The 24,396-nt window shown below is 71.5% G+C and carries 21 protein-coding genes; 11 read left to right on the forward strand and 10 right to left on the reverse strand.

Going from position 1 to position 24,396, the window contains the following annotated elements:
- Positions 1-272 (forward strand): hypothetical protein (locus tag AAHZ94_RS06795; protein WP_349991370.1); only part of this gene is annotated, 272 nt, incomplete at its 5' end.
- Here the strand turns inward: AAHZ94_RS06795 and AAHZ94_RS06800 are convergent.
- Positions 259-579: a DMT family transporter gene (locus tag AAHZ94_RS06800; RefSeq protein ID WP_349991371.1), complete on the reverse strand. Its 321-nt coding sequence runs from the start codon at positions 577-579 to the stop codon at positions 259-261. The genes AAHZ94_RS06795 and AAHZ94_RS06800 overlap by 14 nt on opposite strands.
- Positions 579-1,217 carry an FMN-dependent NADH-azoreductase gene (locus AAHZ94_RS06805; protein WP_349991399.1) on the reverse strand — a complete coding sequence of 213 codons (639 nt, stop codon included), beginning with the start codon at positions 1,215-1,217 and terminating at the stop codon, positions 579-581. The genes AAHZ94_RS06800 and AAHZ94_RS06805 overlap by 1 nt, the downstream gene beginning before the upstream one ends.
- Positions 1,218-1,367: 150 nt before the next feature.
- Between AAHZ94_RS06805 and AAHZ94_RS06810 the strand changes: the two genes are divergently transcribed.
- On the forward strand, positions 1,368-1,958 hold the full coding sequence (locus tag AAHZ94_RS06810; protein WP_349991372.1) for a TetR/AcrR family transcriptional regulator: 591 nt from the start codon (positions 1,368-1,370) through the stop codon (positions 1,956-1,958).
- A 410-nt stretch (positions 1,959-2,368) separates the two neighbouring features.
- Here AAHZ94_RS06810 and AAHZ94_RS06815 read toward each other — a convergent pair whose 3' ends face one another.
- Complete coding sequence (locus tag AAHZ94_RS06815) at positions 2,369-3,019, reverse strand: TetR/AcrR family transcriptional regulator (RefSeq protein WP_349991374.1); 651 nt, start codon at positions 3,017-3,019, stop codon at positions 2,369-2,371.
- Positions 3,020-3,224: 205 nt separating this feature from the next.
- On the opposite strand from AAHZ94_RS06815, the gene AAHZ94_RS06820 reads away from it, so the two are divergent.
- Positions 3,225-4,187, forward strand: a complete 963-nt coding sequence (locus AAHZ94_RS06820; RefSeq protein ID WP_349991375.1) for a zinc-binding dehydrogenase — start codon at positions 3,225-3,227, stop codon at positions 4,185-4,187.
- A gap of 238 nt (positions 4,188-4,425) precedes the next feature.
- Here AAHZ94_RS06820 and AAHZ94_RS06825 read toward each other — a convergent pair whose 3' ends face one another.
- Both AAHZ94_RS06825 and AAHZ94_RS06830 read right to left on the reverse strand, forming a co-directional pair.
- Complete coding sequence (locus AAHZ94_RS06825; RefSeq protein WP_349991376.1) at positions 4,426-5,223, reverse strand: alpha/beta fold hydrolase; 798 nt, start codon at positions 5,221-5,223, stop codon at positions 4,426-4,428.
- Positions 5,224-5,623: 400 nt separating this feature from the next.
- Positions 5,624-6,169, reverse strand: coding sequence for a CGNR zinc finger domain-containing protein (locus tag AAHZ94_RS06830; RefSeq protein ID WP_349991378.1), 546 nt, complete (start codon positions 6,167-6,169; stop codon positions 5,624-5,626).
- Between the two features lie 111 nt (positions 6,170-6,280).
- On the opposite strand from AAHZ94_RS06830, the gene AAHZ94_RS06835 reads away from it, so the two are divergent.
- The 5 genes from AAHZ94_RS06835 to AAHZ94_RS06855 all read left to right on the forward strand — a co-directional run bounded on the left by AAHZ94_RS06835 (position 6,281) and on the right by AAHZ94_RS06855 (position 13,029).
- Positions 6,281-7,156 (forward strand): alpha/beta fold hydrolase, encoded by an 876-nt coding sequence (locus AAHZ94_RS06835; protein WP_349991380.1) that lies wholly within the window; start codon positions 6,281-6,283, stop codon positions 7,154-7,156.
- 411 nt (positions 7,157-7,567) lie between these two features.
- Positions 7,568-8,584, forward strand: a complete 1,017-nt coding sequence (locus AAHZ94_RS06840) for a helix-turn-helix transcriptional regulator (RefSeq protein ID WP_349991381.1) — start codon at positions 7,568-7,570, stop codon at positions 8,582-8,584.
- 486 nt (positions 8,585-9,070) lie between these two features.
- Positions 9,071-10,411, forward strand: a complete 1,341-nt coding sequence (gene gdhA, locus AAHZ94_RS06845; RefSeq protein WP_502964595.1) for an NADP-specific glutamate dehydrogenase — start codon at positions 9,071-9,073, stop codon at positions 10,409-10,411.
- Between the two features lie 279 nt (positions 10,412-10,690).
- Entirely contained in the window at positions 10,691-11,161 is a 471-nt protein-coding gene (locus tag AAHZ94_RS06850) for a MarR family winged helix-turn-helix transcriptional regulator (RefSeq protein WP_349991384.1), read from the forward strand.
- Positions 11,162-11,442: 281 nt separating this feature from the next.
- Complete coding sequence (locus AAHZ94_RS06855; protein WP_349991386.1) at positions 11,443-13,029, forward strand: MFS transporter; 1,587 nt, start codon at positions 11,443-11,445, stop codon at positions 13,027-13,029.
- A 499-nt stretch (positions 13,030-13,528) separates the two neighbouring features.
- On the opposite strand, the gene AAHZ94_RS06860 is transcribed toward AAHZ94_RS06855, so the two are convergent.
- Complete coding sequence (locus AAHZ94_RS06860; protein WP_349991387.1) at positions 13,529-14,863, reverse strand: MFS transporter; 1,335 nt, start codon at positions 14,861-14,863, stop codon at positions 13,529-13,531.
- 692 nt (positions 14,864-15,555) lie between these two features.
- Here AAHZ94_RS06860 and AAHZ94_RS06865 point away from each other — a divergent pair.
- A complete protein-coding gene (locus tag AAHZ94_RS06865) occupies positions 15,556-16,461 on the forward strand; it encodes an NADP-dependent oxidoreductase (RefSeq protein WP_349991388.1) in 906 nt (301 codons plus the stop codon).
- A 328-nt stretch (positions 16,462-16,789) separates the two neighbouring features.
- On the opposite strand, the gene AAHZ94_RS06870 is transcribed toward AAHZ94_RS06865, so the two are convergent.
- The 3 genes from AAHZ94_RS06870 to AAHZ94_RS06880 are packed head-to-tail and all read right to left on the reverse strand — an operon-like array spanning position 16,790 to position 20,648.
- The gene (locus AAHZ94_RS06870; RefSeq protein ID WP_349991390.1) at positions 16,790-18,964 is read right to left on the reverse strand and encodes a protein kinase family protein; all 2,175 of its coding nucleotides are present in this window, start codon (positions 18,962-18,964) and stop codon (positions 16,790-16,792) included.
- 2 nt (positions 18,965-18,966) lie between these two features.
- Complete coding sequence (locus AAHZ94_RS06875) at positions 18,967-19,794, reverse strand: hypothetical protein (protein ID WP_349991392.1); 828 nt, start codon at positions 19,792-19,794, stop codon at positions 18,967-18,969.
- Between the two features lie 17 nt (positions 19,795-19,811).
- Complete coding sequence (locus AAHZ94_RS06880; RefSeq protein WP_349991393.1) at positions 19,812-20,648, reverse strand: vWA domain-containing protein; 837 nt, start codon at positions 20,646-20,648, stop codon at positions 19,812-19,814.
- Between the two features lie 398 nt (positions 20,649-21,046).
- Here AAHZ94_RS06880 and AAHZ94_RS06885 point away from each other — a divergent pair, with 398 nt between their 5' ends.
- Together AAHZ94_RS06885 and AAHZ94_RS06890 are read left to right on the forward strand one after the other, a co-directional pair.
- On the forward strand, positions 21,047-22,453 hold the full coding sequence (locus AAHZ94_RS06885; protein WP_349991394.1) for a condensation domain-containing protein: 1,407 nt from the start codon (positions 21,047-21,049) through the stop codon (positions 22,451-22,453).
- On the forward strand, positions 22,450-23,808 hold the full coding sequence (locus tag AAHZ94_RS06890; protein WP_349991396.1) for an MFS transporter: 1,359 nt from the start codon (positions 22,450-22,452) through the stop codon (positions 23,806-23,808). Before AAHZ94_RS06885 ends, AAHZ94_RS06890 begins: the two co-directional genes overlap by 4 nt.
- 25 nt (positions 23,809-23,833) lie before the next feature.
- On the opposite strand, the gene AAHZ94_RS06895 is transcribed toward AAHZ94_RS06890, so the two are convergent.
- Positions 23,834-24,396, reverse strand: a 563-nt coding sequence (locus AAHZ94_RS06895; RefSeq protein ID WP_349991397.1) for a YdcF family protein, incomplete at its 5' end; no start/stop codon positions are given.

Here is a 24,396-nt window from a genome sequence, read left to right on the forward strand (position 1 = left end):
GTCCCGGCCCACCCAGCAGGCCCAGCTCGCCCAGCGGGCCCGGGCCGCCCGCTCCCGCGAATCAAACCCCCCCCCCCCCCCCCCCCCGACCCCCCCCCCCCCCCCACCACCGGCCCCCCCCCCCACCCCCGGCCGGGGGCCCCAAAGACCGACCCCCCCCCCCCCCCCCCCCCCCCCCCCCCCCCCCCCCCCCCCCCCCCCCGGCGGGGGGCGGGGGGGCCCGCGCCCCCCCCCCCCCCCCCCCCCCCCCCCCGCTCCCTACTCCGGGTTAGTCACCCTGGCGAGGACGACGCCGCCGAGGATGAGGGCGAGCGCGATGGCCCGGCCCGCGGTGAACGGGTCCTTGTGGACCACGATGCCCAGGGCGATGGCGCCGAGCGCACCGACCCCGGTGAAGACGGCGTACGCGGTCCCCACCGGCAGCGTCTGCATGGCGCGCGACAGGAAGTAGACCGCCACCGACATCAGCACGAAGCACAGCAGGGTGGGCAGCGGCCTGGTGAAGTTGTGCGTCGGCTTGATCGACTGGGACCAGGCGATCTCCACCAGGCTCGCCAGGCCGAGCAGGTACCAGGCCATCAGTACTCCGCACCCAGCGTCCGGGCCGTCTCCAGCGCCCGGGCGTACGACTCCTCGTGCTTGTCCCGCAGGTGGGCCATGTTCGGGTCGAGCCGCGTGTTGGCCAACTCCGCATTGATGAAGACGGTGTCCTCCACCGCGAAGTGCCCGGCGAAGAAGTCGCGCAGGTAGCGCTCCTGGTAGTCGAACTTCTCCTTCGGGGCACCCGGCGAGTAGGCGCCGCCGCGCGCGGTGGCCACCACGAAGCGCCGGGGCGCGAGCGACATCCGCGGGAACGTCACCTGGTCAAGCCACGCCTTGAGCGGGGCCGGGATCGAGAAGTTGTACATCGGCGTGGCGATCAGGATGGTGTCCGCCGCGACGAGTTGGCCGATCAGCGGCTCCACCACCGCCCAGGCCGCGCGCTGGGCCGGAGTGCGCGCCGCCTCGTGCAACCGGTCGATCTCCGTGATGCCGTGCTCGATCACGTAGTCGCACAGTTCGGTCCACGCCTCGTCGATGAAGGGCACCGGGTCGGCCGCCAGGTCCCGGTGGACGTAGCTGCCGCCCGGGTGGGCCGCGCGCCAGGAGGCGGCGAAGGCATCGCCCACCTCTCGGCTCATCGAGCGACGGCGGGCGCTGGTGTCCAGGTGCAGCATCGCATTCACAATCTGACTCCGTTCACAGTGCTGTGGTGCATTGAAAGAACGTAACGGCACGTGCCGTGCCGTTCGAACGAGGTGATCGTGCACCATCCACCCGACCACGTCAAGACGGCACGTGCCGTGCCTAACCGTTAGCGTGGGTGGGTGACTACAGCTCCGCAACCACCACCGGGCGGTCGTCCCGACCGCACCCAAGCCGTCCTTCAGGCCACGCTCGACCTCGCCCAGGAAGTCGGCTACGCCAAACTCAGCATCGAGGCGATCACCGCCCGCGCCGGCGTCGGCAAACACACCGTGTACCGCCGCTGGCCGTCCAAGGGCCACGTCTTCCTCGACGCCCTGCTCTCCAAGCTGCAAACCAACCTGGGCTACCCCGACACCGGCGACATCGTGGCCGACCTGCGGACCCAGATGAACGCCGCGCGTTCGCTGCTCGGCGAGGAGAAGTTCGGCACGCTGTACGCCGCGCTCGTCGGCGAGGCACAGCACGACCCGGCCATCGCGCGGGCCCTGCACGAGCGCTGGATCGAACCACTGACGGTCGGCACCCGCGGCCGGCTCCGCAAGGCGCAGGAGGCGGGCCAACTCCGGTCGGACGTCGATCTCGAAGTGGTGATCGCGATGCTCTACGGCCCGCTGTACTACCGCTTCCTGCTCATCCCCGGCCAGTACGACGCCGCCTTCGTGGACGCCGTCCTGGAAGCGGCGTTCGCCGGACTGCGACCTCCCGACTGAGCCGGTTCACCCACCGATGCGGCCCCCGCCCATCCGGCCGGTCGAGCTGACAGGGTTGGCCGGGTTCGCAGCGCCGAACCAGTACGGGTGGGCATGACGAGCCGAACGGCGCCGAGGGGAGATTCGGCGCCGTTCGGCTTACCCCCGTGGGGAGTTGACCATCCGCCCTCGCGCCCGCATCGGGGTTGTGTACGGCTCGGGGTTACGTACGGATCGAGGTTACGCACGGCTCAGGGTTGCGTAGGACTCAGAGTCTCGACCGGATCGAGTTGCGTACGACGCAGGGTTACTCACGACTCGGAGTCGTGCCCGGATCGGGCTCGCGTACGACTCAGGGTTACGCACGACCCAGAGTTGCGCCCGGCCCAGGGTCGCGTACGGGTGGCTGGCCGGCACTGCGGCGTACGCGCCTACGGCCCCGTACCGTACGGCGACCGTACGGGCCCCAGCCGTGGCGCGGCCGGCAGCGGCTCGGGCGCCCCCGGTGCGGGCGCGGCCCGGAACGCCTCGATCACATAGGCGGCGAAGCGGCGGGAGGCGGGGAGCCTGTCCGGATGCGGCACGTCCTGGACGCCCCGGTGGGCCATCAGCATCAGGACCAGGTCGTCGACGACGAAGCCGGAGCGCAACTGGCCGGCGCGCTGGGCGCGGCGGGCCAGTGTGGTGACCGCGCGCAGGGCGTGTTCCCGGTCGGCCGTGAACTCCGCGCCCTCGGGGCGGGAGGCGATGAAGGCGTCGGCGAACCCGCGGCTGTGGGCGTGCAGTTCACATGTCTGCTCGACCAGCCGCCGGAAACCGCGCCAGGGGTCCGGGTCCGCGCCGGCCTCGTGGACGATGGCCCGGCACTCCCGCCGCTGCTCGGCGAAGGCAGCCGCGGTCAGCTCGCCCTTGGTCGGAAAGTGCCGGTAGAGCGTGGCGGGCCCGACGTCCGCCCGCCGGGCCACCGCGCGGACCGGAGCCCCCAACCCTTCCTCGCCGAAGACCGCGCGGGCGGCTTGCAGGATGCGCAACCGGTTGTCCCGCGCATCGGAGCGCAGGGAGTGAGGCAAAGGGTGGTTCATGCCTTCTCACTTTCGCCACCGGGCCGCGAGCGCCCGTTACCGTCCGACGGCGGTGGCGACTCGACGCGTCGACGCCGGCGCCCGCGCCGCGCAACCCACCTCGGGCCGCAGGGCCGGGCGCCACCCTCACCACGGCCACCCCTGTCGTGCACCACCCCACCCCACCCCGCCCTGCACCACCCTCACCCACCCCGGGAGTCAGAAGATGAAAGCTGTCGTGATCAGTAGGTTCGGCGGGCCCGACGGGCTGGAGGTCGTCGAGTTGCCCGCGCCTGCCCCCGCGCCCGGGCAGGTGCAGATCGCCCCGGAGGCGATCGGCGTGGGCGGCGTGGACGCCGTACTGCGCAGCGGGATGCTCGGCCGCGGCGCCATTCGGGAGGGCCAGGTACTCGGCAGCGAGGTCGCCGGTCGGGTCACCGCACTGGGTACGGGAGTGGACCCGGCCTGGCTCGGCCGACGGGTGTGGGCGTTCACGGGCCTGTCAGGTGGGTACGCCGAACGGGCCGTCGCAACCCTGGCCGACACCCTCCCGCTGCCGACCGGCCTGACCTGCGCCGATGCAGTAACCCTGGGCGGTTCGGGGGTGGTTGCCCACTTCGCCCTGGCGCGCGCCGGGCTGACACCGGGCGAGTCGGTGCTGATACGCGGCGCGGCCGGCAGCATCGGCATCGCGGCGGTCCAACTCGCAGCCGGCGGCGGGGCCGGTGTCGTGGCGGTGACCACCTCCGCATCGGAGCGCGGCGCCCGGTTGCGCGAGCTCGGCGCGACCCACGTACTGGACCGCTCCGGCGCGGGCGACCCGGCCGCGCCCACCTCCTTCAACGTGGTCATCGACGTCGTCAGCGGCCCCGGGCTCCCGCTCTTCATCGACAGGCTGCGGCCCAACGGCCGCTATCTGGCGGTCGGCGTGGTCGGCGGCCACCCCCCGGCCGACTTCGGCAGCCGCCTCCTTGCAGGCTTCCGCAAGTCGCTCACCTTCGCCACCTTCAGCACCGACACGGTCCCGATTCCCGACGTACGGGCCGTGCGCACGGCCCACTTCCACGCCGCCGCCCGCGGGGACCTGCGCACCGTCGTCCATGCCGTACTCCCCCTGGACCAGGCGGTGTTGGCGCACGAGGAGATGGCTGCGGGGCGGGTGTTCGGCCGGGTGGTCCTGACACCGTGACGGTTGTGCCGGGCGCCGCGACTCGCCGGCCGTGCTGGGCTTGGGCGCCTCGGGGCCCGGGGGCTTCGAGTCCGGCCGGGGGCAGCGCCGGCCCGGGGCGCCCGGCCCGTACGCCGAGGTGGCCAGGACCCACCCGGCGCACCAGTCGCCGCCCGGTGGGTGGGTAGGTGGGTGAGCGTGGCGTCGTACGGCGGGGCCGCGGAATCGGCACGGCCCCGCGACCCCCGGTCGATGTCCCTCAGCCCACCACGCTGACCAACAGTTCCGCCGTGGCTTCGGGGGCCTCCACCGGGAAGTGGTGGCTCCCCAAGTCGACGGGGACGATGGTGAGGCGGTCCCGGTAGCGGTCGACGGCCTCCTGCGCCAGCAGAGCGCGTACCGAGAACACGGTGATCGGTTGCCGCGTGGCCCGCAGTGCCGCGTCCATGTCCCAGCGCACCAGGCCCTCCAACGCCCGGGTGCCGGCGGGCTGGCGCACCGCGACCATCTTCTCGTAGTAGGCGGTGACGCGCTCGGGGTCGGTCCCCGCGGGCGAGCCGTCCTCGACGGCGCGCCGCACCGCGGTGGCGAAGTCCGTGCGGTAGCCGCGCATCGTCGCCTCGGCCCGCTCTTCGTCCATCGCCGGGAACAGCGGCAGGAAGGTGAGCGCGTCCAGCGCGACGACCTGGGTGACCACCTCCGGCAGCAGCCGGGCCACCTCCACGGCGACCGCCCCGCCCAGCGAGTGCCCGGCCACCACCGCCGTGGACACCGACTCGGCCGCGAGCACGGCGGCCACGTCGTGGGCGAACTCCTCCATCGTCCACACCTCCCGCACCGACCGCGACGCACCGTGCTCGGCGAGGTCGACCGCCAGGACCCGCTGCCCCGCCGGCAGGTGACGGGTCACCCCGTCGAAGTCGCTACGGGAACACGCCCACCCGTGGATGAGCAGCAGGGTGGGTCCGCCGACCGGTCCGCTGGCCGTGTACCGAATGGTGGTGTGCTCCGCTCGCCGTACCTCGTGGTGCGTGCTGACCCTGTCCGCTAACGTCACGACGACTCCCTGTTCCGCTGGTCCTGCGCCCCTCGGGGGCGGGCGAAAGGCACGTTGCTCGCCACGGGTGGCAACCGGGCGGCACGGCAGGAAAATCCCGGTCCGGACGGATCGATGCGGAGGGGCCGTCGCCGTTGCGCACGGGTCGACGCGTACGGGCCGGTGGCGCGGCATGATGCCCGCCCGTGCGCAGGCTGGCCAAGGCCCCTCCACACGGGCGCGGCACCAGGTTGGCGGGCCAGGGCGGCACAAGTCCGCTCGGGCCGCTCAAAGTTGCTCGCGCTGCTCGCGGTTGGTCGACCGGGGCTGCACAGGGTTGCCCGCTCGGACCACTCGGGGTTACGCGGGCTGCCCGGGGTTGCCCAGACTCCTCAGGGTTATGCGGGCCGGGCAGGGCCACTCAGGGCGCTTCGGGCGAGGTCGAGCCGGGGGCATCAGGGGTCGTCGCCGTGTCGGCCTGGCGCTGTCGCTCGTGGTGGCGGCGGGCCTTGAGCCGGTTGCCACAGGTGCGCATCGAGCACCACCGCGCGGAGTTGGCGCGGCTGTGGTCCACCAGGAACAGGCAGCAGTCGCCGTTGGCGCACGGCCGCAGCCTGCCGGGCAACGTCTCCGCGAGGCGGGCCCAGGCCAGGACGAGTTCGACGGCGAGGCGTCGCTCAGCCGCCACCTCAAGTACCCAGTCCAGGCCGTCCGGACCGAGCCGGGGCACCTGACGGACGTCGGCGAGGCAGTCGGTCAGCGCCTGCGGTCCCCGCTCGCCACGCGCCACCGCCTGGAGCGCTCCCCGCGTCCGCCGCAGCCACTCCCGTTCCGCCGGCCCGCCCGTGGAGCCGTGGTGCACCGCCCACTGCCGCAGCGTGGCGTCGTCCTGCCACAGGTCGTCCGGCACCCCGTCCAGTACGGGCGTGCTGTTGAGCGCTTCGAGCAGCGCTTCTTCGCCGAGCATCGCGCCCCTCCCACCATTGATAACCAGATTGAAGCACTTGACAGGTTACAGGCTGCGGGATCAACCTAGAGCAGCCGACCTAACCAGATAAAGCAGTCAAAGGGGTTACTCATGGTCGAGGTGCGCCACCGCCACGCCTCCGTGCTCGGGCATCGCGTGTTCTACCGGGAGGCGGGGCCCGCCGACGCTCCCACCGTCGTCCTGCTGCACGGGTTCCCGACGAGCTCACGCATGTTCCGCCGACTGATCCCCGCCCTGGCGGACCGGTTCCACGTGATCGCCCCCGACCACCTCGGGTTCGGGCAGTCCGACACGCCGCCCGCGGACGCGTTCGACTACACCTTCGACGCGCTCACCGACGTGACCGCGGCGCTCCTGGCCGAGCTGGGTCTCACCCGGTACGCGCTGTACGTGCAGGACTACGGCGCCCCCGGCGGGTGGCGCCTCGCCCTGCGCCAGCCACAGGCGATCACCGCGATCGTCAGCCAGAACGGCAATGGCTACGACGACGGGTTCGTCCCCGACTTCTGGGCCCCGATCTGGGCCTACGCACAGTCCCCCACCGCGTCGGCGGAGGCCGGCATGCGGGCCGGGCTGACCGAGGAAGCCATCCGGTGGCAGTACCTGCACGGCGTCGCCGAGCCCGAGCTGGTCGACCCGGACACCTGGGCCACCGACCACCGCGAGATCTCCCGCCCCGGCGGCGACCAGATCCAACTCGCCCTCATCCGCGACTACGCCACCAACCCGCCCCTCTACCCGAAGCTCCACGCGTACTTCCGAGCCAGCCGGGTGCCGCTGCTCGCCATCTGGGGCGCGGAGGACGAGATCTTCGGCCCCGACGGCGCCCGGGCCTTCGCGCGAGACCTACCCGAGGCACGGGTCCAACTGGTGCCGGGCGGCGGCCACTTCCTCCTCGAAAGCCACCTGGACACGGTTGCCGGGGCGATGCGTACGTTCCTCGCGGAACTGCCCGCGGCAGCCTGACCCACCCGCACGGACCAGCCAGCCGGTCCACCCACCACCAACTGGGTGACACCACCGGGTGAGACCGCGGCACGACCGGCCGACGCGGCAACCGCGCGACAACCGCCAGCCACTCCGCCCGCCGGGACACACCCACCCCACCGGGACACACCCAAGCCACCCGACACCCAGCACCCAACACCCAGCACCCAGCACCCAGCACCCAGCACCCAGCCACGGAACAGGCAACCGGCAGGCCTCGTACGGGCCGAACGGGCACTCCTCCACGCCCCGGGCCACCCTCTCCGGTGCCCCGGGGTGTGCCCGTACCGTCCAAGATTCACACAACTGCGCATCCACACAGGCCGGCTACGCATCCAACAAGGTGCATCAGCCACTACGCAGCACCGTCAGGAACGTTGGGGAATCGCCATGCTCGCGACACTTGAACCGGGTTCGACGCAGGAGAGGATCTACCAGTCGATGCTGGGGGCGCCGGCCGCACGGGGCGGGGACATCGCCGCCCGGCTGGACATCGAAACGGCCGAGGTCCAGGCGTGCCTGGCCGAGTTACTGCGCAGAAACCTGCTCCGGGAGTCCTTCGAGGAGCCCGGTGCGTACGTCGCCGTGGACCCGACCGCCGGGCTCAGGCGGGTGGTGGCCCGGCAGAACACCGCACCGCCGCGCGGCCAGCGCACCGCGCCCGGCGCCCCGTCCGCCCTGCTGCGCACGCTCGCGGGCGGCTCGCGACGACCGGGAGCCGCGGCGGGCGTGGAGCGGCTGACGGGCACGCACGCCGTCCAGCAGCGGGTGCGGCAACTTGTCGGCGAGGCCGGCCACGAGGTGCTCTCCCTGCTGCCGGGCGACCTGCTGCCGGGCGACCTGCGGCCGGCACAGGCCCTGCACACCGCGCGCCGCGCAGCCGCCCGCACCCTGGACCGCGGCGGCTCGGTCCGCACGATCGGGCACGCGGCCGGCTCGGGTGACGCCGCGCACCGGGAGTACGGGCGCTGGCTCAGCACCCGCGGCGGCGAGTTCCGCACGGTCGCCGACGCACCGCTCTGCATGATCATCGCCGATCGCCGGTCCGCCCTGATCCCCGCGGACCCGCTGGACCCGACGGACCCGGCGGACACGACCGACCCGGTGGAGCCCGGTCAGGAGTTCCTGCACCTGACCGACAAGGGCCTGGTCGTCCCCCTCCTCACCCTGTTCGAGCAGATGTGGGCGACGGCCCGCCCGCTCGACACCCCGCGCGTCGACCTGAGCGACCTGGAACGCGACCTGCTCCGCCTCGTCGCCCAGGGCCTCACCGATGCGTCCGCCGCCTCCCGCCTCCACATATCGCCCCGTACGGCGCGCCGCATGATGGCCGCCATCATGAACCGCCTCGGCGCCCGCAGCCGCTTCGAAGCGGGCCTCAAGTCGGCGCGTACGGGACTGATTTGAGGCCCAGCGCCTGGCGAAGAACCACCCCGCATCCCGGGACAGCCACCCCCACCCGGGCCGGCACCACCAACCCGGACGACTCCCCGCCCGGCCCGCCCAGCCGTCCCGGCCCACCCAGCAGGCCCAGCTCGCCCAGCGGGCCCGGGCCGCCCGCTCCCGCGAATCAAACCCACCCACACCCCCACCCCGTACGACACGCAGAGCGCATCGACGGGCACCGAGAGCAACCCGGGGCGGGTGCCCGAAATGACGGACCCCGCCAGCTCCCCACCTGGCCCGTACCACACCCCCGATGTCTCGCATATTGAGACGCCGACCTGCGTACTGGTCAAGATGTTTATATGGGCGCCACACTTACTTTGCCCCGCGTGCGGCAACGGCGCCGAGCGCTCAACGCTGAACCGGGCCCGAGCGAGCCACATCCGTGCAGGATCGATCCGGTGACAGCCGCGCCAGGAAGGCATTTCTGTGACGACGCGATCCGACATGCAGGACGTACTCGGCAAGATCCTGACCGAGATCGAACAGCGCAACCCCGCCCAGCCCGAGTTCCACCAGGCCGTACACGAGGTCCTGGAGACGCTCGCGCCGGTGCTCACGGCGCGCCCCGAGTACGCCGAGGCGGGTCTCATCGAGCGGCTGTGTGAGCCGGAGCGGCAGATCATGTTCCGGGTGCCGTGGCAGGACGACCGGGGCCGCGTCCAGGTCAACCGGGGCTTCCGGGTCGAGTTCAACAGCGCACTCGGGCCGTACAAGGGCGGGCTGCGCTTCCACTCCTCGGTCAACCTCGGGGTCATCAAGTTCCTGGGCTTCGAGCAGATCTTCAAGAACGCGCTGACCGGCCTCGGCATCGGCGGCGGCAAGGGCGGCAGCGACTTCGACCCGCACGGGCGCAGCGACGCCGAGGTCATGCGGTTCTGCCAGTCCTTCATGACGGAGCTGTACCGGCACATCGGCGAACACACCGACGTACCCGCGGGCGACATCGGCGTCGGCGGCCGGGAGATCGGCTACCTCTTCGGCCAGTACCGGCGCATCACCAACCGCTGGGAGGCCGGCGTCCTCACCGGCAAGGGCCAGGGCTGGGGCGGCTCGCTCATCCGCCCGGAGGCGACCGGCTACGGCAGCGTGCTGTTCGCCGAGGCGATGCTGCGCGAGCGCGGCGAGGACCTCGAAGGCCAGACGGCAGCGGTCTCCGGCTCGGGCAACGTCGCCATCCACACCATCGCGAAGCTGCGCGCCCTCGGCGCCAACCCGGTGACCTGCTCCGACTCCTCCGGCTACATCGTGGACGAGAAGGGCATCGATCTGGAGCTGCTGCGGCAGATCAAGGAGGTCGAGCGGGGCCGCGTCGAGACCTACGCCCAGCGCCGCGGCCCCTCCGCCCGCTTCGTGCCCGGCGGCTCCGTCTGGGACGTCCCCGCCGACGTCGCCCTGCCGTCCGCCACCCAGAACGAACTGGACGAGAACGCCGCCACCACCCTGGTCCGCAACGGCGTCAAGGCCGTCTCGGAGGGCGCGAACATGCCCACCACCCCCGCCGCCGTGCACGTCTTCCAGCAGGCGAACGTCGCCTTCGGCCCGGGCAAGGCGGCCAATGCGGGCGGCGTGGCGGTGAGCGCCCTGGAAATGGCACAGAACCACGCCCGTACGTCGTGGTCGGCCCAGCGGGTGGAAGACGAACTGACCCACATCATGAACGACATCCACGCCACCTGCCACGAAACAGCAGCCCGCTACGGCGCCCCCGGCGACTACGTGACGGGCGCCAACATCGCCGGCTTCGAGCGGGTGGCCGACGCGATGCTGGCGCAGGGAATCATCTGAGGCGGGGCGTCGCCCGACACGGGTGCGCGACCGGGTGCGGGGCGGTGCACTCCGGAGGTGCCGGCCACCTTCGGGGACCGTGCCGCACCCGGCGCCGCCCGGCCGCCGCCACGCCCCTTCTCCCCTCGGCAGCGCCAGGGCGAGGACGGGGCCGGCACCCACCGCCGCGCCGACACTCCCGACGGAACCGACCTACGGAACCGCGGGGAAGCGAGCCACCCCACAGCGGCCGAGTTGCCTATATTGACATAGCTATTTCTCCATACGTAAGCTCCGGCCATGCCTCAGCACCGGTCGTCCGACCAGGACATTGACCACGTGGCCGCCGGGCTCGTGGCCTCTCTGCCCGTGCTGTTCCGTGCCCTTGACCGGCACGTCGAGCGGGACCACCCGCAGCCCAAGCCGTCCGAGGCCCAGCGGGCCCTGCTCCGGCACGTCGCGGAGCACGACGGCGTGACGGTGCGCGCAGCCGCCGAAGCCCTGTCGATGCAGCCCAGCAACGTCAGTGCGCTGGTCACCCAGCTCACCGAGCAGGGCCTGTTGGAACGCCGGCAGGACGCCGCCGACCGGCGGGTCGCCCACCTGCACCTGACCGCCGCGGCACGAGACGGGTTGGCACAGGTCCACCACTTGATGAGCACGCACGTCACCGACGCGCTGCGCACCCTGACCGAAGGCGATCTGAACGCCCTCGGTGCGGCCCTGGGCGCGTTCCACCGGCTCTCGGAGCGCCTCACCGCCACCAAGTGACGGCGCGTACCGACCGCTGACGGCTCGGTACGCGCATCCTTGCGGAACCCCTCGCCCGCGGGCCCCGGCCCGGGGCGCGGTGCTCCACCGTGGCGTCAGTCCCATCGGATGCCGCCCCCTCCCCCTTGCACGGACGCCTTCCGGCCGTCCGGGGCCTCCGCATCCCTGCTGCTGCCCCGTGCCGCTCCGTACTGCCCCCGCGCTCCGCGCTCCCTGCTCCCTGCTCCCTGCTCCCTGCTCCCTGCTCCCTGCTCCCTGCTCCCTGACGAGGATCGAACTCCATGCCCACCGAAGTCCTCCGCTCCCCCGCCCCCGGGGACGAGCACGCACGCCCTGCGCACGGCCCGCGCTCCAACCCGTGGCTGACCCTGATCGCCGTCGCCTTCGGCCTGTTCATGGTCGGGCTCGACGGCTCCGTCGTGGCCATCGCCAACCCCGAGATCGGCCGGGACCTCCACGCCAGCACCGCGGACCTCCAGTGGGTGACCAACTCCTACCTGTTGGCGCTCGCGGCGGCCCTGATCCTCGGGGGCAAGCTCGGCGACCGGTTCGGACGCCGCACCCTCTACCTCGTCGGCGTCGCCGGCTTCACCCTCGCGTCCGTCGCCATCGGCCTGTCGGGCTCCATCGAGGGAGTCATCGCCTTCCGCGCCGTACAGGGCTTCTTCGGCGCCCTGTTGATGCCCAACACCCTGGGCATGCTGCGCGCCGTCTTCCCGCCGCGGAAGTTCGGGATGGCCGTCGGCATCTGGGCCATGGTCTCCTCCGTCTCCACGGCGCTCGGCCCCATCGTGGGCGGGCTGTTGGTCGAGCACGTGAACTGGGAGTCGGTCTTCTACCTCAACGCACCCGTCGGCGCCGTCGCCCTCGTCTTCAGCGTCCTCGTCCTGCCACAGAGCAAGAACGAGGCCGCGGCGCAGGAGAGGTTCGACATCCCGGGCCTGGTGTTGTTGACCGCCGGCCTGATCGCCGTGGTGTTCGGCGTCGTCAAGGGCGAGACCTGGGGCTGGACCGCGGGCGGCACCCTCGGTGCCATCATCGCCGGTGTGCTGCTGATCGTGCTGTTCGGCTGGTACGAGACGCGCGTGGCGCACCCGCTCCTGCCCATGCGGCTGTTCCGCAACCCGGCGTTGTCCGTCGGCACCGTCATCACCGCGCTGAACTTCTTCGTCCTGCTCGGCGTGATCTTCTTCGTGATGCTCTACCTCCAGAACGTACGCGGCTACTCGCCCGTCGAGGCCGGTGTGCGCACCCTGCCGCTCAGCCTCGCCTCCGTCGTCGCCTCGCCGCTCGGGGCCGCGCTCACCCAACGGTTCGGGCCCCGCCTGACCATGCCGCTGGGCATGGCGCTCCAGGCCGTGGCCTGCTTCGTCATGACGGGTTGGAGCGCGGGTTCCTCGTACGCCCTGCTGTGGCCGCCCTTCATCGCCCTCGGCCTTGGGGTCGGCATCGTCATGGCGGCGTCTTCGGACGCCATCGTGGGCAACGCACCCGTCAAGGACGGCGGCGTCGCCGGCGGCCTCCAGGCCACGGCCCTCCAGGTCGGCGGTGCGCTCGGCACCTCCGTACTGGTCTCGCTCATCGGCACCCGGGTCGGCTCCACCCTGACCGGAGAGCTGACCTCGGCCGGGGTGCCGTCGGCCGCCGCCACGGAGCTGGGCGCGGCGAAGGACGCGGTGTCCATGGGCGTCGCCCCGGTGTCGGACGAGACCCCTGAACATCTCAGGACGGCGATCCTGGAAGGCAGCCACCACGCCTTCATGAACGGCGTGCACACGGCCGCCCTGGTCTCCGGCACGCTAGCGGTGGTCGGTGCGCTGCTCGCCGCGGGGTGCGTACGACGTGGCCCCGGGGCAACCGAGGACTGAGGGCCGGGAACCGAGGACCGACGGGACCACCGCCCCTGCAAGGGCCCTTCTCCGGGCCCCGCGCCCAACGGACCGGGCGCACGCCATACTGCGGTGGTCCCGACACGTCCCGTCACGCCGTGAGGTCACTCCACGTGCCCCACACGACCGTTCATCCCGTCGGGCTGTCGGGCTGTCGGGCTGTCGGGCTGTCGGGCTGTCGGGCTGTCGGGCTGTCGGGCTGTCGGGCTGTCGGGCAAGGCTCGGCCGTCGTCGTCCTCGTACGCGCGAGGCTGATCCGTCCATCAGGTTGTCGAAGACGACCACCTCCGGAGTGGTCCCCGCAGAGCGGGGAGCGAGCCCGGCGCACCGGAGCCCCGGGGCTCTCCGGGCAGGGCGTGCCGGGCGCGCCGAAGCGCCACACCCACACCCACACCGACCCCCGCACCCGCACCCGCACCCGCACCCGCACCCAACGCCGACGACCCGGCACCCGACGCACCGACTCCGCGAGGCCGAATCACCCACCGGGCTCCCCCCACCCCGTCCGCCCCGCCCCCGGCCACAACCCGATCCACACCGCGAGCGCCACGCCAGCGGTGACCCCCGCCGACGCGGTGATCAGCAGCACCGTGTCGGCTGCGGATTCCGCGCCCACGTCGCCGCCCCGGTCGGTGACGGGCCCGGCCAGGGCGACGCCGAGGCCGGCGGCGACGGTGATGGCCGTCTTGGTGATGCCCGACGCCTCGCCGGCCCGCTCCGGTCTGACCGCGGCCTGGGTCGCGATGAGCGTCACCGCGTTGGCCACCCCGAGGACCGCGCCGCCGACGGTGGCCACGCACACGTACGCGGCGAGCGAGGGCGCCGCGGCGAGGCAGCCGAGGGCCAGCGCTGCCGCGCACAGGCAACCCGCCATCACCCCTGCCGCGGCCCGCGGCGGCACCCGCCCGGCCACTGGCCCGGCCAGCGCCATGGCCAGCGCCGGGGCGAGGAAGGCTGCGCCCGCGCCTGCCACCGGTAGGCCCCACTGTCCCTGGAGGGTCAGCGGCACGACGAACAGGAACAGCACGGTGGCGGTGTTGGCCACCGCACCCGCCAGGGTGAGCGCCAAGTACCGCCCGTTGCACGACAGTTCGGGCCCCACCAGCGGCCGGCCCGTGGCCCGCGCGCGTCGTACGAGCAGGGTCAGCAGCGCCGCCACGGACACCGCACCCGTCAGCACGGCGGACCACGGCCAGTGCGGCGCGCGGTCGATGAGAACACAGAGCGCGGCGAGCGCGACCGTGACACCCACCAGGCCACCCACGTCGACGGTGCGGGAGGCGCCGGCGTCGTGGCTCTCGACGGTACGCGCGGCACAGGCCGCGCCGAGCAGGGCGAGCGGCACGTTGAGCCAGAACACCGCGCGCCAGGAGAGCGCATCGGTCAGCGTGCCGCCGATGAACGGGCCGCAGGCGGTGGCGGTCCCGCCGATGCCGAGCGCCCAGCCGACGGCCCGGCCGCGCAGTTCGGCCGGGTAGGCATGGGTCAGCAGGGCCAACCCCACCGGCACGGCCAGGGCCGCGCCGACCCCCTGCACCACCCGTGCGCCGACGAGGACAGGCAGCGTCGGAGCCAGCGCACAGGCAAGCGAGGCCACCCCGAACACGACGAGCCCCACGGTCAACAAGCGCCGCCGCCCGAACAGGTCGCCGAGCCTCCCCGCCGCCCACATCAACGCGCCGGCGGACAGCAGGTACGCACTCACCACCCATGGCAGACCGGCACCGCCCGCATGCAGGTCACGGCCGATCTGCGGCAGGACAAGGTTCAGACCGAACGCGTCAAGTTGAACGCAGAAAACACCCACAGCCACAGCAAGCAACCCCCACCGCCGAGGCCCCGCCGACACCGGCCCGCCCCCGACACCGCCCCGCGCGTTCGCGTCCTCGCCCACGTCGCCTTCTCCCTCGTACTCGGCCCCGCGATGGGGGACTTCCTGCCGACGCCGTACGGGCGTACGGCGACGGGTGCAGCGGAGGAGGGGAAGGTGTGCAGCGGAAGAGGCACCCGAAGACAGGGTGCTGCTGCGGAGGAGAGGCGCAGGGCGCCAGAAGAGGCGGAGGGCGCAACAAGTGGGGAGCGGCCCGGCCCGGGGAGAGTGACGGAGGGCCAAGGCTACGGGGGTTTGCTCGCCGAACGTCCCGTACGCACACCACCGGCGAGATCACGGGGCAGCAGGCAACTCACCCCTACGGAACTCCGACCGCACCGGGGCGAGGAACGCCGCGACCGTAACACAGTGCGCCCCACTCCCCCACCAGCCACCAGCCACCAGCCACCAGCCACCAGCCACCAGCCACCAGCCACCAGCCATGCAACCCAACCGGCTTCCGACTTGCAGCTCACGCCAACGTCAGCTTTTAGCGTGGCAACCGTCGGCACTCGCCGCACCCTCACCCGCCGGTGTCACCCGACTCGTTCATACGTCGGCGCCCATCGCGCCGGCGAGGCAACCCAGCGAGGTCACGAACGGCCGCTCCGGGCCGTACGGAAAGGCAGAACGTCATGCGCGCAGTCCGCTATCACGAGTACGGCAGTGTGGAGACCCTGGTGGTCGAGCAGGTGCCCGAACCCCACCCGGGCCCCGGCGAGATCCGCATCCGCGTCGCTGCGGCCAGCGTCAACCCGGTGGACTGGAAGGTGCGTTCCGGCGCGGTGCGCGAGGTGCTTCCGGTGGACCTGCCGGCGATCCCCGGGCGGGACGCCGTCGGCGTGGTCGACGCGATCGGTACGGGTGTGCAGGGGGTGCGGGTCGGCGACCGCGTCTTCGGCCTGGGTGGTGTGACCGGCGCGACGGCGGAGTTGGCGGTGCTCTCGGCGTGGGCGCCGGCCCCCTGCGCCTGGAGCGATGCGGAGGCCGCGGGCGCCGGGTTGGGGTCCGTGACCGCGCTGGGCGGGCTCAAGGCGCTCGGCCCGCTGCGCGGGCGCACCCTGCTCATCGAGGGCGCCGCCGGAGGCGTGGGCAGCGCCGCGGTCGAACTCGCGGTGGCCAGGGGCGCCACCGTGATCGGCACGGCCAGCGAACGCAACCACGCGTTCCTCACCTCCCTCGGCGCCGTCCCCACCACCTACGGCCCCGGCCTCGCGGAACGCCTGGCGCCGCTGGCTCCCACCGGCGTGGACCTCGTGCTCGACACGGCGGCCTCCGGTTCGCTGCCCGACCTCATCGCTCTCGTCGGCGACCCCACGCGCGTCGCCACGGTCGCCGACTACACCAACGCATCGCGCCTCGGCATCCACCTGGCCAACGCGGAGAACGACCCCGCCCTCCTGGCCGAAGCGGCAGAACTCGGCCGACAGGGCAACTACACCCCCCGCATCGACCGGACCTACCCCCTCGAACACCTCGCAGCGGCCCACGCGTACGCCGAACGCGGCCACACCCGGGGGAAGACCGTGATCCTGGTCTGAGCTCCTGCGCGGTACGGGCTCCTGGGGAGGCCGCCGGGTGGGGAGGACGCGCCACTGGGTCATTGTTGCGGGGAGCGGGCCGGTCTGCCATACGGCCCCACGAATCGCTGGATTCAGCCATGCGAAGGTCCAACAAAGAGCCGTTCGGGCCGCCTGCGGGGACGGCAGGGCATGCGTCTCGTTCCCGTTGTTCTCCGAACCAACAAGCCAGAGACCGCCGAGGAGCGGAACCGAAGTCGCCAGGTTATCCGTACTGCTGGTGGGCCGCACGCAAATCCACGGCTAGAGACCCAGCACCACCGCTACGGCACTCGGCCCGCGACGTGTTTCACCGACCAACGTAAAGGAAGTGCAGGTAACGCGCATAGGAAAGCTGCCGCTGTCGGAGCCTTGCGGCTTGGACAGCGGTTTCCAATACCCCGTATTGGGCGCTCTTGTCCTGGAGTTCACCGACTCGGCGACTGAATTCCTGTCGCTGCCGCCGGGCCCGATCGCCTGCGATCTTGTTCTCGCGAGTGAGCCGCGCCTGTCCTTCTTCGAGCTTCTTTTGCGCACTCGATCTCAAAGCTTCGGTACCGGACTCCAAGTTCTTCCGCTGGTCTTCAAGTTGGGATCGTCTCTGGGCGATGCTCTGCTCGATCGACTGCCGCTCTCTCGCCTGAAGAGCGGTCGGCTGGCCAGCCTGGACTGAGGCGATTTGGGAACGACGCCACGCGTCCAAGGCTCTGGCTTTGGCCTCCCCAATACCGTGCACGGAAACCTCGCGACCGCTGCTCAGCAACAGGACAGCACCCGTGCTGTTGTACGTGGCGTTCATCACGGGCCGATACCCCTTAAAGTCGGCTGCCGTTCGGATGCCCTCATCCGCGAGTCGACGCGTCAACTTCTCCCCAATACCGTGCGGGGGATTCTGTGCAATCGGTCGCCGACGGAGCCCATCAAGGAGGTACGCCGCCTGCTTGTCTGCGAGTGCCCTACTCAAGAACTTCTGTTGTTCCTCGGCGAGCCCACGGATACTCTTGTCGATGTCACGCTGCTTCGATGCCCTACGCTTCTCCGCCTCTTTCAATTCATTCTGAAACTGGGTAGTGAGCTTGTCATAATTCCGTGGGTGCTCAGCAGTCCGCTTCGCGTCCTCCGCGTCGAACTTCGCACGGTCCTTGCGCAGGTTCTCGGCTGCCTTGGCCGGCTCTTCAAACTGAGCCAATTCGCTGGTCAGCTTGGTAAGCGCGGCCTGTGCCTGCATCAACTCCGGCCGGCGGCCACGGGCGAACACGGTAAGCCCGAGGCAAACGACCGCGGGCAGACTCAGCCCGACGGGCGTCGCGGCGGCCCCCGAGACGACCCCCGCGACGGCCGCGACCAGCAAAAGCGGCCAGAGCACGGCCACGGCGCTATCGAGCCAGGTGCGCGTGTGGAAGCCACCTGGCGGAGCCTCCAGGGGTACTACGGTCGGCGGCGAGACTGGCTGTGAGGGCATGTGCCCGTTCATCCAGCCGGGCAGACCACCCGCGTTCGGAGGAGCGCCCGTGCCACTGGGCTGGGCAGCCGAAGTTGCCGCGCCCTGCCGGGGGACGACCTGGGCGAGCGGGGGCAGCAGATCAAGGGGCTGGTAGGCCATGGACCGCACCTGGTCGGCAAGACCACTGACGGTCTGATCAGAATGGGCAAGCAGCGTCTGTAGCCTGCCGGAGCCACCAGGGCTCTTAAAGTCCTCTTCGGTGAGAAGCAGGAACTCGCCACTCGGCTCATGGAGTCGGCTCCACAGCGCCGGATCGATGGCGATCGCCTTCAGGGACAGATAGATGACCCAGGCGGAAAAGTGGTCCAGAGCCAATCCGAAGTCATCGTTGCCCCGCATGGGTGACTGGTAGTTGCGATGTCCCCGCTCGGTGCCTCTCATGCCAGCCAGAGACGGCACATACATGCCGTCGTAATCCACCAGGCGCAGCGTGTCGTCGTTCGCGACCAGGAGATTACCGTGCTGGAGGTCACCGTGGGCTATCTCATGGGCAGCCAGATCACGTACCAGCGCCTCGAACCGATCGGCGAGATGTTCCACCGCGAATCGATCGGTGTGGTTGTCGTCCAACCAGGAGGACAGCGTGACGGCCTCGGTCCACTCCATCTTCAGGACGGGGTAGCGCTCTCGCCCGACGCTGATCGCGTCGGGAAGGTACTCGAAGCCCAGGTTCCAGGGTTGGGACAACTCGGCTGGTTCCAGCCCTGCGAGTCGCGTGCTAATTGCCTCGTAACGACGCTCCTGGTCCGGGACGTGACGGGTGAAGCACTTGACGGCATACCGTCGCCCCGATGCTGCCGAGGTCAATGAGAAGACGCTCGCAAAGGCCCCTGAGATGGCGCGAGGCAGGCCAAGCTTCGTCACTTCCGGTCGTGCACCCTTGAGTTCAGGATGCTGGAAGCACAACTGCGTGTTCTGCAATGCCTCCGAGTAGTCGGCGCCGCTCGGGAACGAGCGCTGTGAACCTGCGGGCGAGCTCACGTTCACCGCCCTTCGAAATCGATCCGTAGGAACGCCACGTCGTCGTTGCGCAGTTCACGAGTGCCGCGCAGACCGTTCAACCAGTTCGTGAACCCGTCGAGGTCATCAGGGCCCGCGAACTCCAGCAACTGGCCGATGGCAGATTCCTGATCCGTGGCGGACATGAGCCAGGCAGCGAGGGCGTCCGTCATCAGGAGCAGCTTGTCGCCGGCGCTGCTCCACCCCTCGGTGAATTGCGCACGGCGGGCCAGCAGACCAACGTCGCGATTCCGGCTGCCGAAGAGGTCCGGAGTGATGCCGAACTCCTCGATGGTCGTCACCGGAAACGTCTGCGCCAACCGATCGTCACGCAGATGGAAGAGACAACTGTCCCCCAATGCGGCAGCACGCCAATGCCATCCCGACTCGGTCTGGCCAGGTGCGCCATCGGCACCCGGGTCAACGCGAACCGTGAGAAGCGTGGCGTAGGCCCCTTCCGCCAGCTTCGTGTGCTCGTACCACTTCAGCGGACGCCCGTCACGATGGCGTTCCTGCGCGTATCGAGTGAGCCAGGGTTCCCAGAGGTCCACCGCCGCCGCCGCGAACTCCTCGAAGGCCGGGCCGCCCGCCAGCAGGCCCGGTCGGTTCATGGTCTCTTCGGCTGCGGCGAGGGACAGCATCCGGGCCCAGTCCTTCGCCAGCACGCTCTCCGTGGCCCCATCGCACATTCCCACGCTGAACGGCTCCCGCACCATGTGATCGTGCGGGTAACCGGGGAACACGGCGACCGCGTCCTCACATTCCGCCTCGGTGCTGCCCTGCTTGGGGACCACGAGTTGCGTGATGTACACGCATGAGGTGGACGTCGTCACCGCAGTTCGGTGGCGCGGGTGCCGATGTCGAGGAACTGCACCACCGTAGTGATGTCCGCGTTGTAGACGAAACCGCGCGTGGTTTCACTGACCCGTTGCCCCTGCGAGGCGGCGTACGAACGCATATGGCTGGGCAGCGGGCTCGACATGGCGAACAACCTGCGGGCGTAGTTGTCGGGGAGGCCGTCAGCCGTGTCGGGGAAAGCCGTGGGGGTGCCTCCCGCGGCCGAGACATGCAGGTTGAACAGCAGGGCCGCGCCGTCGGCCGTGGCATGCGAGGTGATCGCCTCGGCTGCCGCGGTGGGGTCCCCATCGGTCGATTCCCCGTCCGTCAAGTTGATGACGATGGGCGGAAAACTGGCCGGGTAGCGCTCGGTCCACCCGGCCACGAGGTTCTCGGCGTACTGGAGCGCGCGGCTCATCGGAGTCCCGCCGTGGGCTACGGGATCCATCCACAGTGGAAAGCTGACGGCGGTCTCCACCAGGCCACCCGCGCCGTCGGACACCTTCTTGGTGCGCTCGTCCACCCGGGCCGGGTTGTCCGCCACCTCGCTGAGCGGAACGATGTCCCGACCGGAAAGCGCACCAGCGAACGCCGATCCGGTGGTGGCGCCGTAGCCGATGACCGCGACGTGGAAGTAGTCGCGTACCCCTTCCTCCTTGGCGCACTTCACCGAGAGCTCGGTGAGGAGCCGGTTGATGGCGTCGGCGACGACATCCGCCTTCCGCTGGGGGTCTTCACCGCCAATGGGGTCGCTCATGGATGTCGACTGGTCGACGAGGAAGACGATGCTCGTGGGGTTGCTGCGGCTGATCTCGGCCGTGTACGGCACGTAGCGCTCCTGGCAGGCTGCTGAGAAGTCGGGAATGCGGAGGGTTCTCGCGGCATGCTGGTGCTATCCCTGCCAGCAGGTCGCCACACCCCCCAAATCACATCGTAGTGTGAGCTGATCGACACGGGGTGTGCATCGCTGAGATGCGTCAGACGCATTCGTCAGACCACCGGCGGCAAGGCACGCCCGCGCAGCGCGGAGTGAGGCCGCCGAAAGCGAGGACTCCGTGGCCAGAGCCGAACCCATCCACGGCCCACCCACCACCCGAACGCCCCACCCCCTCTGCCCCTCCGGCCCCTTGCCCGCCCTCCGGCCAGGGACCTAGCATCCCGTTTCGATCGGCAAATTGGTCCAGTCCAGTCGGGTTCGAGACTGAACGCCACGTCGGGAGAGTCCTGTTGGCCCCGTTCCCGCTCGCTCCGGAACAGCGGAGCATGCTCTTCCTTGAGGGCCTCTTCGGTCCCGGGATCTTCCGCAACACACTCGTCTCCGTCCCGGTCAGGCCCGAGCTGACGCAGGCTCAGATACGGTCCGCCGTCGCGCGTCTGGAGCGGCGGCAGGAGGCGCTGCGGACTGCCCTGGTCGGGCGGGCGCCCTATCTGCAGCGGGTCGAGACCGTCGACGCGCCCGCGGTACGGGCCGTGCTCGCGCGTCCCGGGGAACGTGCCGAAGAGTTGCTGGCCGTCAGGAAGGCCGCCTGTCTGGGGGCCGCGCAGCGGCGCGAGGTGCCCGGGCGCACCGCGTACGAGCTGATCGAGGACGCGGCGGGACGGGAGCGGTTCCTGCTGGTGACGTTGGACCACCTCGTGTCCGACGGGCATGCCGAGCGGGTCCTCACGGCCGAGTTGGCGGCCCTGTTGGATGACGCGTCCGCAGGGACCGGGAGCGGGGCCGACGCCTTGCCGGTGAGCTACCGGGAGCTGTGCGAGCAGCGGGTGGCGGCCACGGCGCGGGCCGAGCGCGAGACGCGGTACTGGTCCCGCACGCTGGACCTCGTCGAACCTGTTTCGGGGCTGGTCCCCCGGTCCGGCCGGCCGACCGTCGGGCCGCCGGGCGAGGGCGACCTCGTACTGGGCCAGGTGCAGAAGCTCTACCGCGGACCGGCCCTGCACACCCTCGTCGGCGCCGTCTGCCGGGCGCACGGGGCCACCGCCTTCGCCGTGGTGGCGGCGCTCACCGCGGCGGCGATCTGGCACCGCGGCGGGCCCCGTACGCTCGCGCTGTTCACGCCGGTGTCGACCCGGCAGCGGGCCGGGTTCGACGTCGCGGCCGGCTGCTTCGTGCACGACCGCCCGGTGGTCTGCCACGTCGATCCGGACCGGCCCCTGTCGGCCTGCTTCGCCTCCGTCATGAGCCAGAATCTGGCCGCCCTCCGCTTCTCCGCGCTGAGCGTGCCCGACCTCGCCTGCGCCGTGCCGCCGTTGGGTGCGGCGCTGCTCTCCGACGGCATCGACTACGTACAACTGCACGTCGGGATGGCGGCCGAGACCGCGGCTGCGGCCGGCCCCGCGGTCGCCCCGGAGCCTGCCGCTGCCACCGAACCGGCCGCAGCCGTGCCGGCTCCCGATGAGCGCGCCCCCCGTGACCTGGGGCCCTTCCGGCCGGCCCGGGACCTGAGCGTCACCACCCTGCGCTTCGAGTTCACGGCCGCCGCGACGACCGCGCGGGCCTTCTGTGGGGGCCCCGTCGGTGGGTTGGCCGTGGCCGAGGGGCTGGCCGATGACGTACTGGCGCTCCTTGCCGGCGTGCGGCGCGACCCGGAGGCCACCGTCGCGGCCCTGGTCGAGAACTCGTTGCCGCGGTGAGAGCTCGCGCCCGCGGCCGGCACGGCGACACCGTGCTGGCGCGGCAGCCGGAGCGGCGGCTGTGGACGAGGGACTTCTCGCTGTTCTTCCTCTCCCGCGCCGTCGCCAGGCTCGGCGACACGATGCTGCCGGTGGCGCTGGCCGCGGGGCTGCTCCAGGACGGGCACAGCGCCACCTCGGTCGGTGTGGCCATGGCGGTTCCCACGGTGTCCTGGGCCGTCCTGGTGATCTTCGCGGGGGTGATCGCCGACCGGGTCGATCCGCGGCGGCTCATGATCGGGGCCGATCTGGTCCGGCTGGTCAGCCAGTCCTGCGCGGCCGGCATCTTCTTCGCCGGACACGTCGCGCTCTGGCAGGTGCTGGTCATCGGGCTCGTCAACGGTGGCGCCGCGGCGGTCTTCCAACCCGGCGTGGCCAGCACGGTGCGCCAGTTGTCCGCGGACGCCCAGCAGGGCAACGGCGCCGTCCGTACCGTCGAGGCGGTGATGTCGCTCGTCGGCCCGACGGTCGCCGGGCTGCTGGTGGCCGTGACGTCGGCCGGCAGCGTCTTCGCCGTGCACGCCGGCACCTATGCGGCCAGCGCCCTGTTCCTGTGGGCGCTGCGGCTGCCCGGCCGGCCGGCGGCACCGAAATCGGCACCAGCAAAGACGACGTCGACGGAGACGGCGGCAGCCGCAACCACAGCGGCCACAGCCACGACCACGACCACAACTGAGTCCCGTACGGAGTCGTCCGCGGGCGGTGGCATGCGGCAGGGCCTGCGGGAGGGTTGGTCGGCGGTGCGGGTGCGGCCCTGGCTGTGGGGCGTGCTGGCGCTGTGGGGCTTCTTCGCGCTCACCGCGCGCGGGCCCGCCGCCCCGCTGATCGCGACGGAGCTGGTCAAGGAACACGACGTGACCGCCTTCGGCCTGGTCAACTCGGCGCTCGGCTGCGGCACCGTCGTCGGCGGGCTCCTCGCCATGCGGCTCCGGCCCGCCTTCCAGCTACGCGCCGGGGCCGTGGGGGTGGCGGCGTTCGCGGCCTTCCCCCTCGCGGTGGGCAGCGGGCAGCCGGTGCCGGTGATCGCGGCGGGCGCGGTCGTCGCCGGTCTTGGCATGGCGTTCTGGGGTGTGATGTGGGCGACCAGCATCCAGACCCAGGTGCCGCACGAGGTGCTGAACCGGGTGTACGCCTACGACATCGCCGGCTCGATCGCCTTCCTACCGGTCGGCGAGGCGCTGGCCGGACCCGCCGCAGGGTTGGTCGGCCGCCGCACCATGCTGCTGGCCGGCGCGGCGTGCACCCTGGCCGTCTCGGTGGCGCTGCTCAGCGTGCCGGCGATCCGCAGGCTGCGCCGGGTGGACGACCAGGGTTGAACCCCGCCGGGTGCCGACCGCCCCGCTACCGCTTGACCAGGCGGCTGTCGAAGCCGGCCCGCACCAGGTGATCGCAGGCCCCCAGCACCTCGGCCGGCACGTGCTGCTCGGTCGCGAAGCCGAGCCGCGGGTACTCCTGAATGCGCAGCAGTTCGCCGACGAGCATGTCGATGACGAGCTTGCGGTCCCCGATGGACTCCAGGTAGGCGTCCAGGCCGATGCGTTCGGACGCGCACTGCACGGCGACCTCGGGCCACAGCTTGCGGCAGGTGGCGTAGGCCCGGCGTTCCATGTACGGCTTGCAGATGAGCATGACGGAGTCGACGGCCAGGCCCTGTTGGTCGAGCAGGGCCCGGGTGTGGGTGATGTTCTGCCCGGTGTTGGCGGCGCGCGGCTCGACCAGTACGGCGTCCTCGGGCACGCCGAGCGCGATGGCGTGCTCCCGGTAGTGGGGCGCGGGGGCGCGCGGGGGGGGGGGGGGGGGGGGGGGGGGGGGGGGGGCGGGGGGCCCCGGGGGGGGGGGGGGCACCGGGGGGGTGAGGACAAGGGAAAAAGTTCGTTCCGAACAAACTCTTGACCGTGTCTCGA

The sequence above is a fragment of the Streptomyces sp. HSW2009 genome (assembly GCF_040240285.1).
Lineage (GTDB): Bacteria > Actinomycetota > Actinomycetes > Streptomycetales > Streptomycetaceae > Streptomyces.

What these genes read in the sequence shown, in the direction of transcription:
- AAHZ94_RS06800 (WP_349991371.1), bottom strand. Translation starts at nt 579, where the DNA reads ATGGCCTGGTACCTGCTCGGCCTGGCGAGCCTGGTGGAGATCGCCTGG.
- AAHZ94_RS06805 (WP_349991399.1), bottom strand. Translation starts at nt 1,217, where the DNA reads ATGCTGCACCTGGACACCAGCGCCCGCCGTCGCTCGATGAGCCGAGAG.
- AAHZ94_RS06815 (WP_349991374.1), bottom strand. Translation starts at nt 3,019, where the DNA reads ATGAACCACCCTTTGCCTCACTCCCTGCGCTCCGATGCGCGGGACAAC.
- AAHZ94_RS06820 (WP_349991375.1), top strand. Translation starts at nt 3,225, where the DNA reads ATGAAAGCTGTCGTGATCAGTAGGTTCGGCGGGCCCGACGGGCTGGAG.
- AAHZ94_RS06830 (WP_349991378.1), bottom strand. Translation starts at nt 6,169, where the DNA reads ATGCTCGGCGAAGAAGCGCTGCTCGAAGCGCTCAACAGCACGCCCGTA.
- AAHZ94_RS06835 (WP_349991380.1), top strand. Translation starts at nt 6,281, where the DNA reads ATGGTCGAGGTGCGCCACCGCCACGCCTCCGTGCTCGGGCATCGCGTG.
- AAHZ94_RS06840 (WP_349991381.1), top strand. Translation starts at nt 7,568, where the DNA reads ATGCTCGCGACACTTGAACCGGGTTCGACGCAGGAGAGGATCTACCAG.
- gdhA (WP_502964595.1), top strand. Translation starts at nt 9,071, where the DNA reads ATGCAGGACGTACTCGGCAAGATCCTGACCGAGATCGAACAGCGCAAC.
- AAHZ94_RS06850 (WP_349991384.1), top strand. Translation starts at nt 10,691, where the DNA reads ATGCCTCAGCACCGGTCGTCCGACCAGGACATTGACCACGTGGCCGCC.
- AAHZ94_RS06855 (WP_349991386.1), top strand. Translation starts at nt 11,443, where the DNA reads ATGCCCACCGAAGTCCTCCGCTCCCCCGCCCCCGGGGACGAGCACGCA.
- AAHZ94_RS06865 (WP_349991388.1), top strand. Translation starts at nt 15,556, where the DNA reads ATGCGCGCAGTCCGCTATCACGAGTACGGCAGTGTGGAGACCCTGGTG.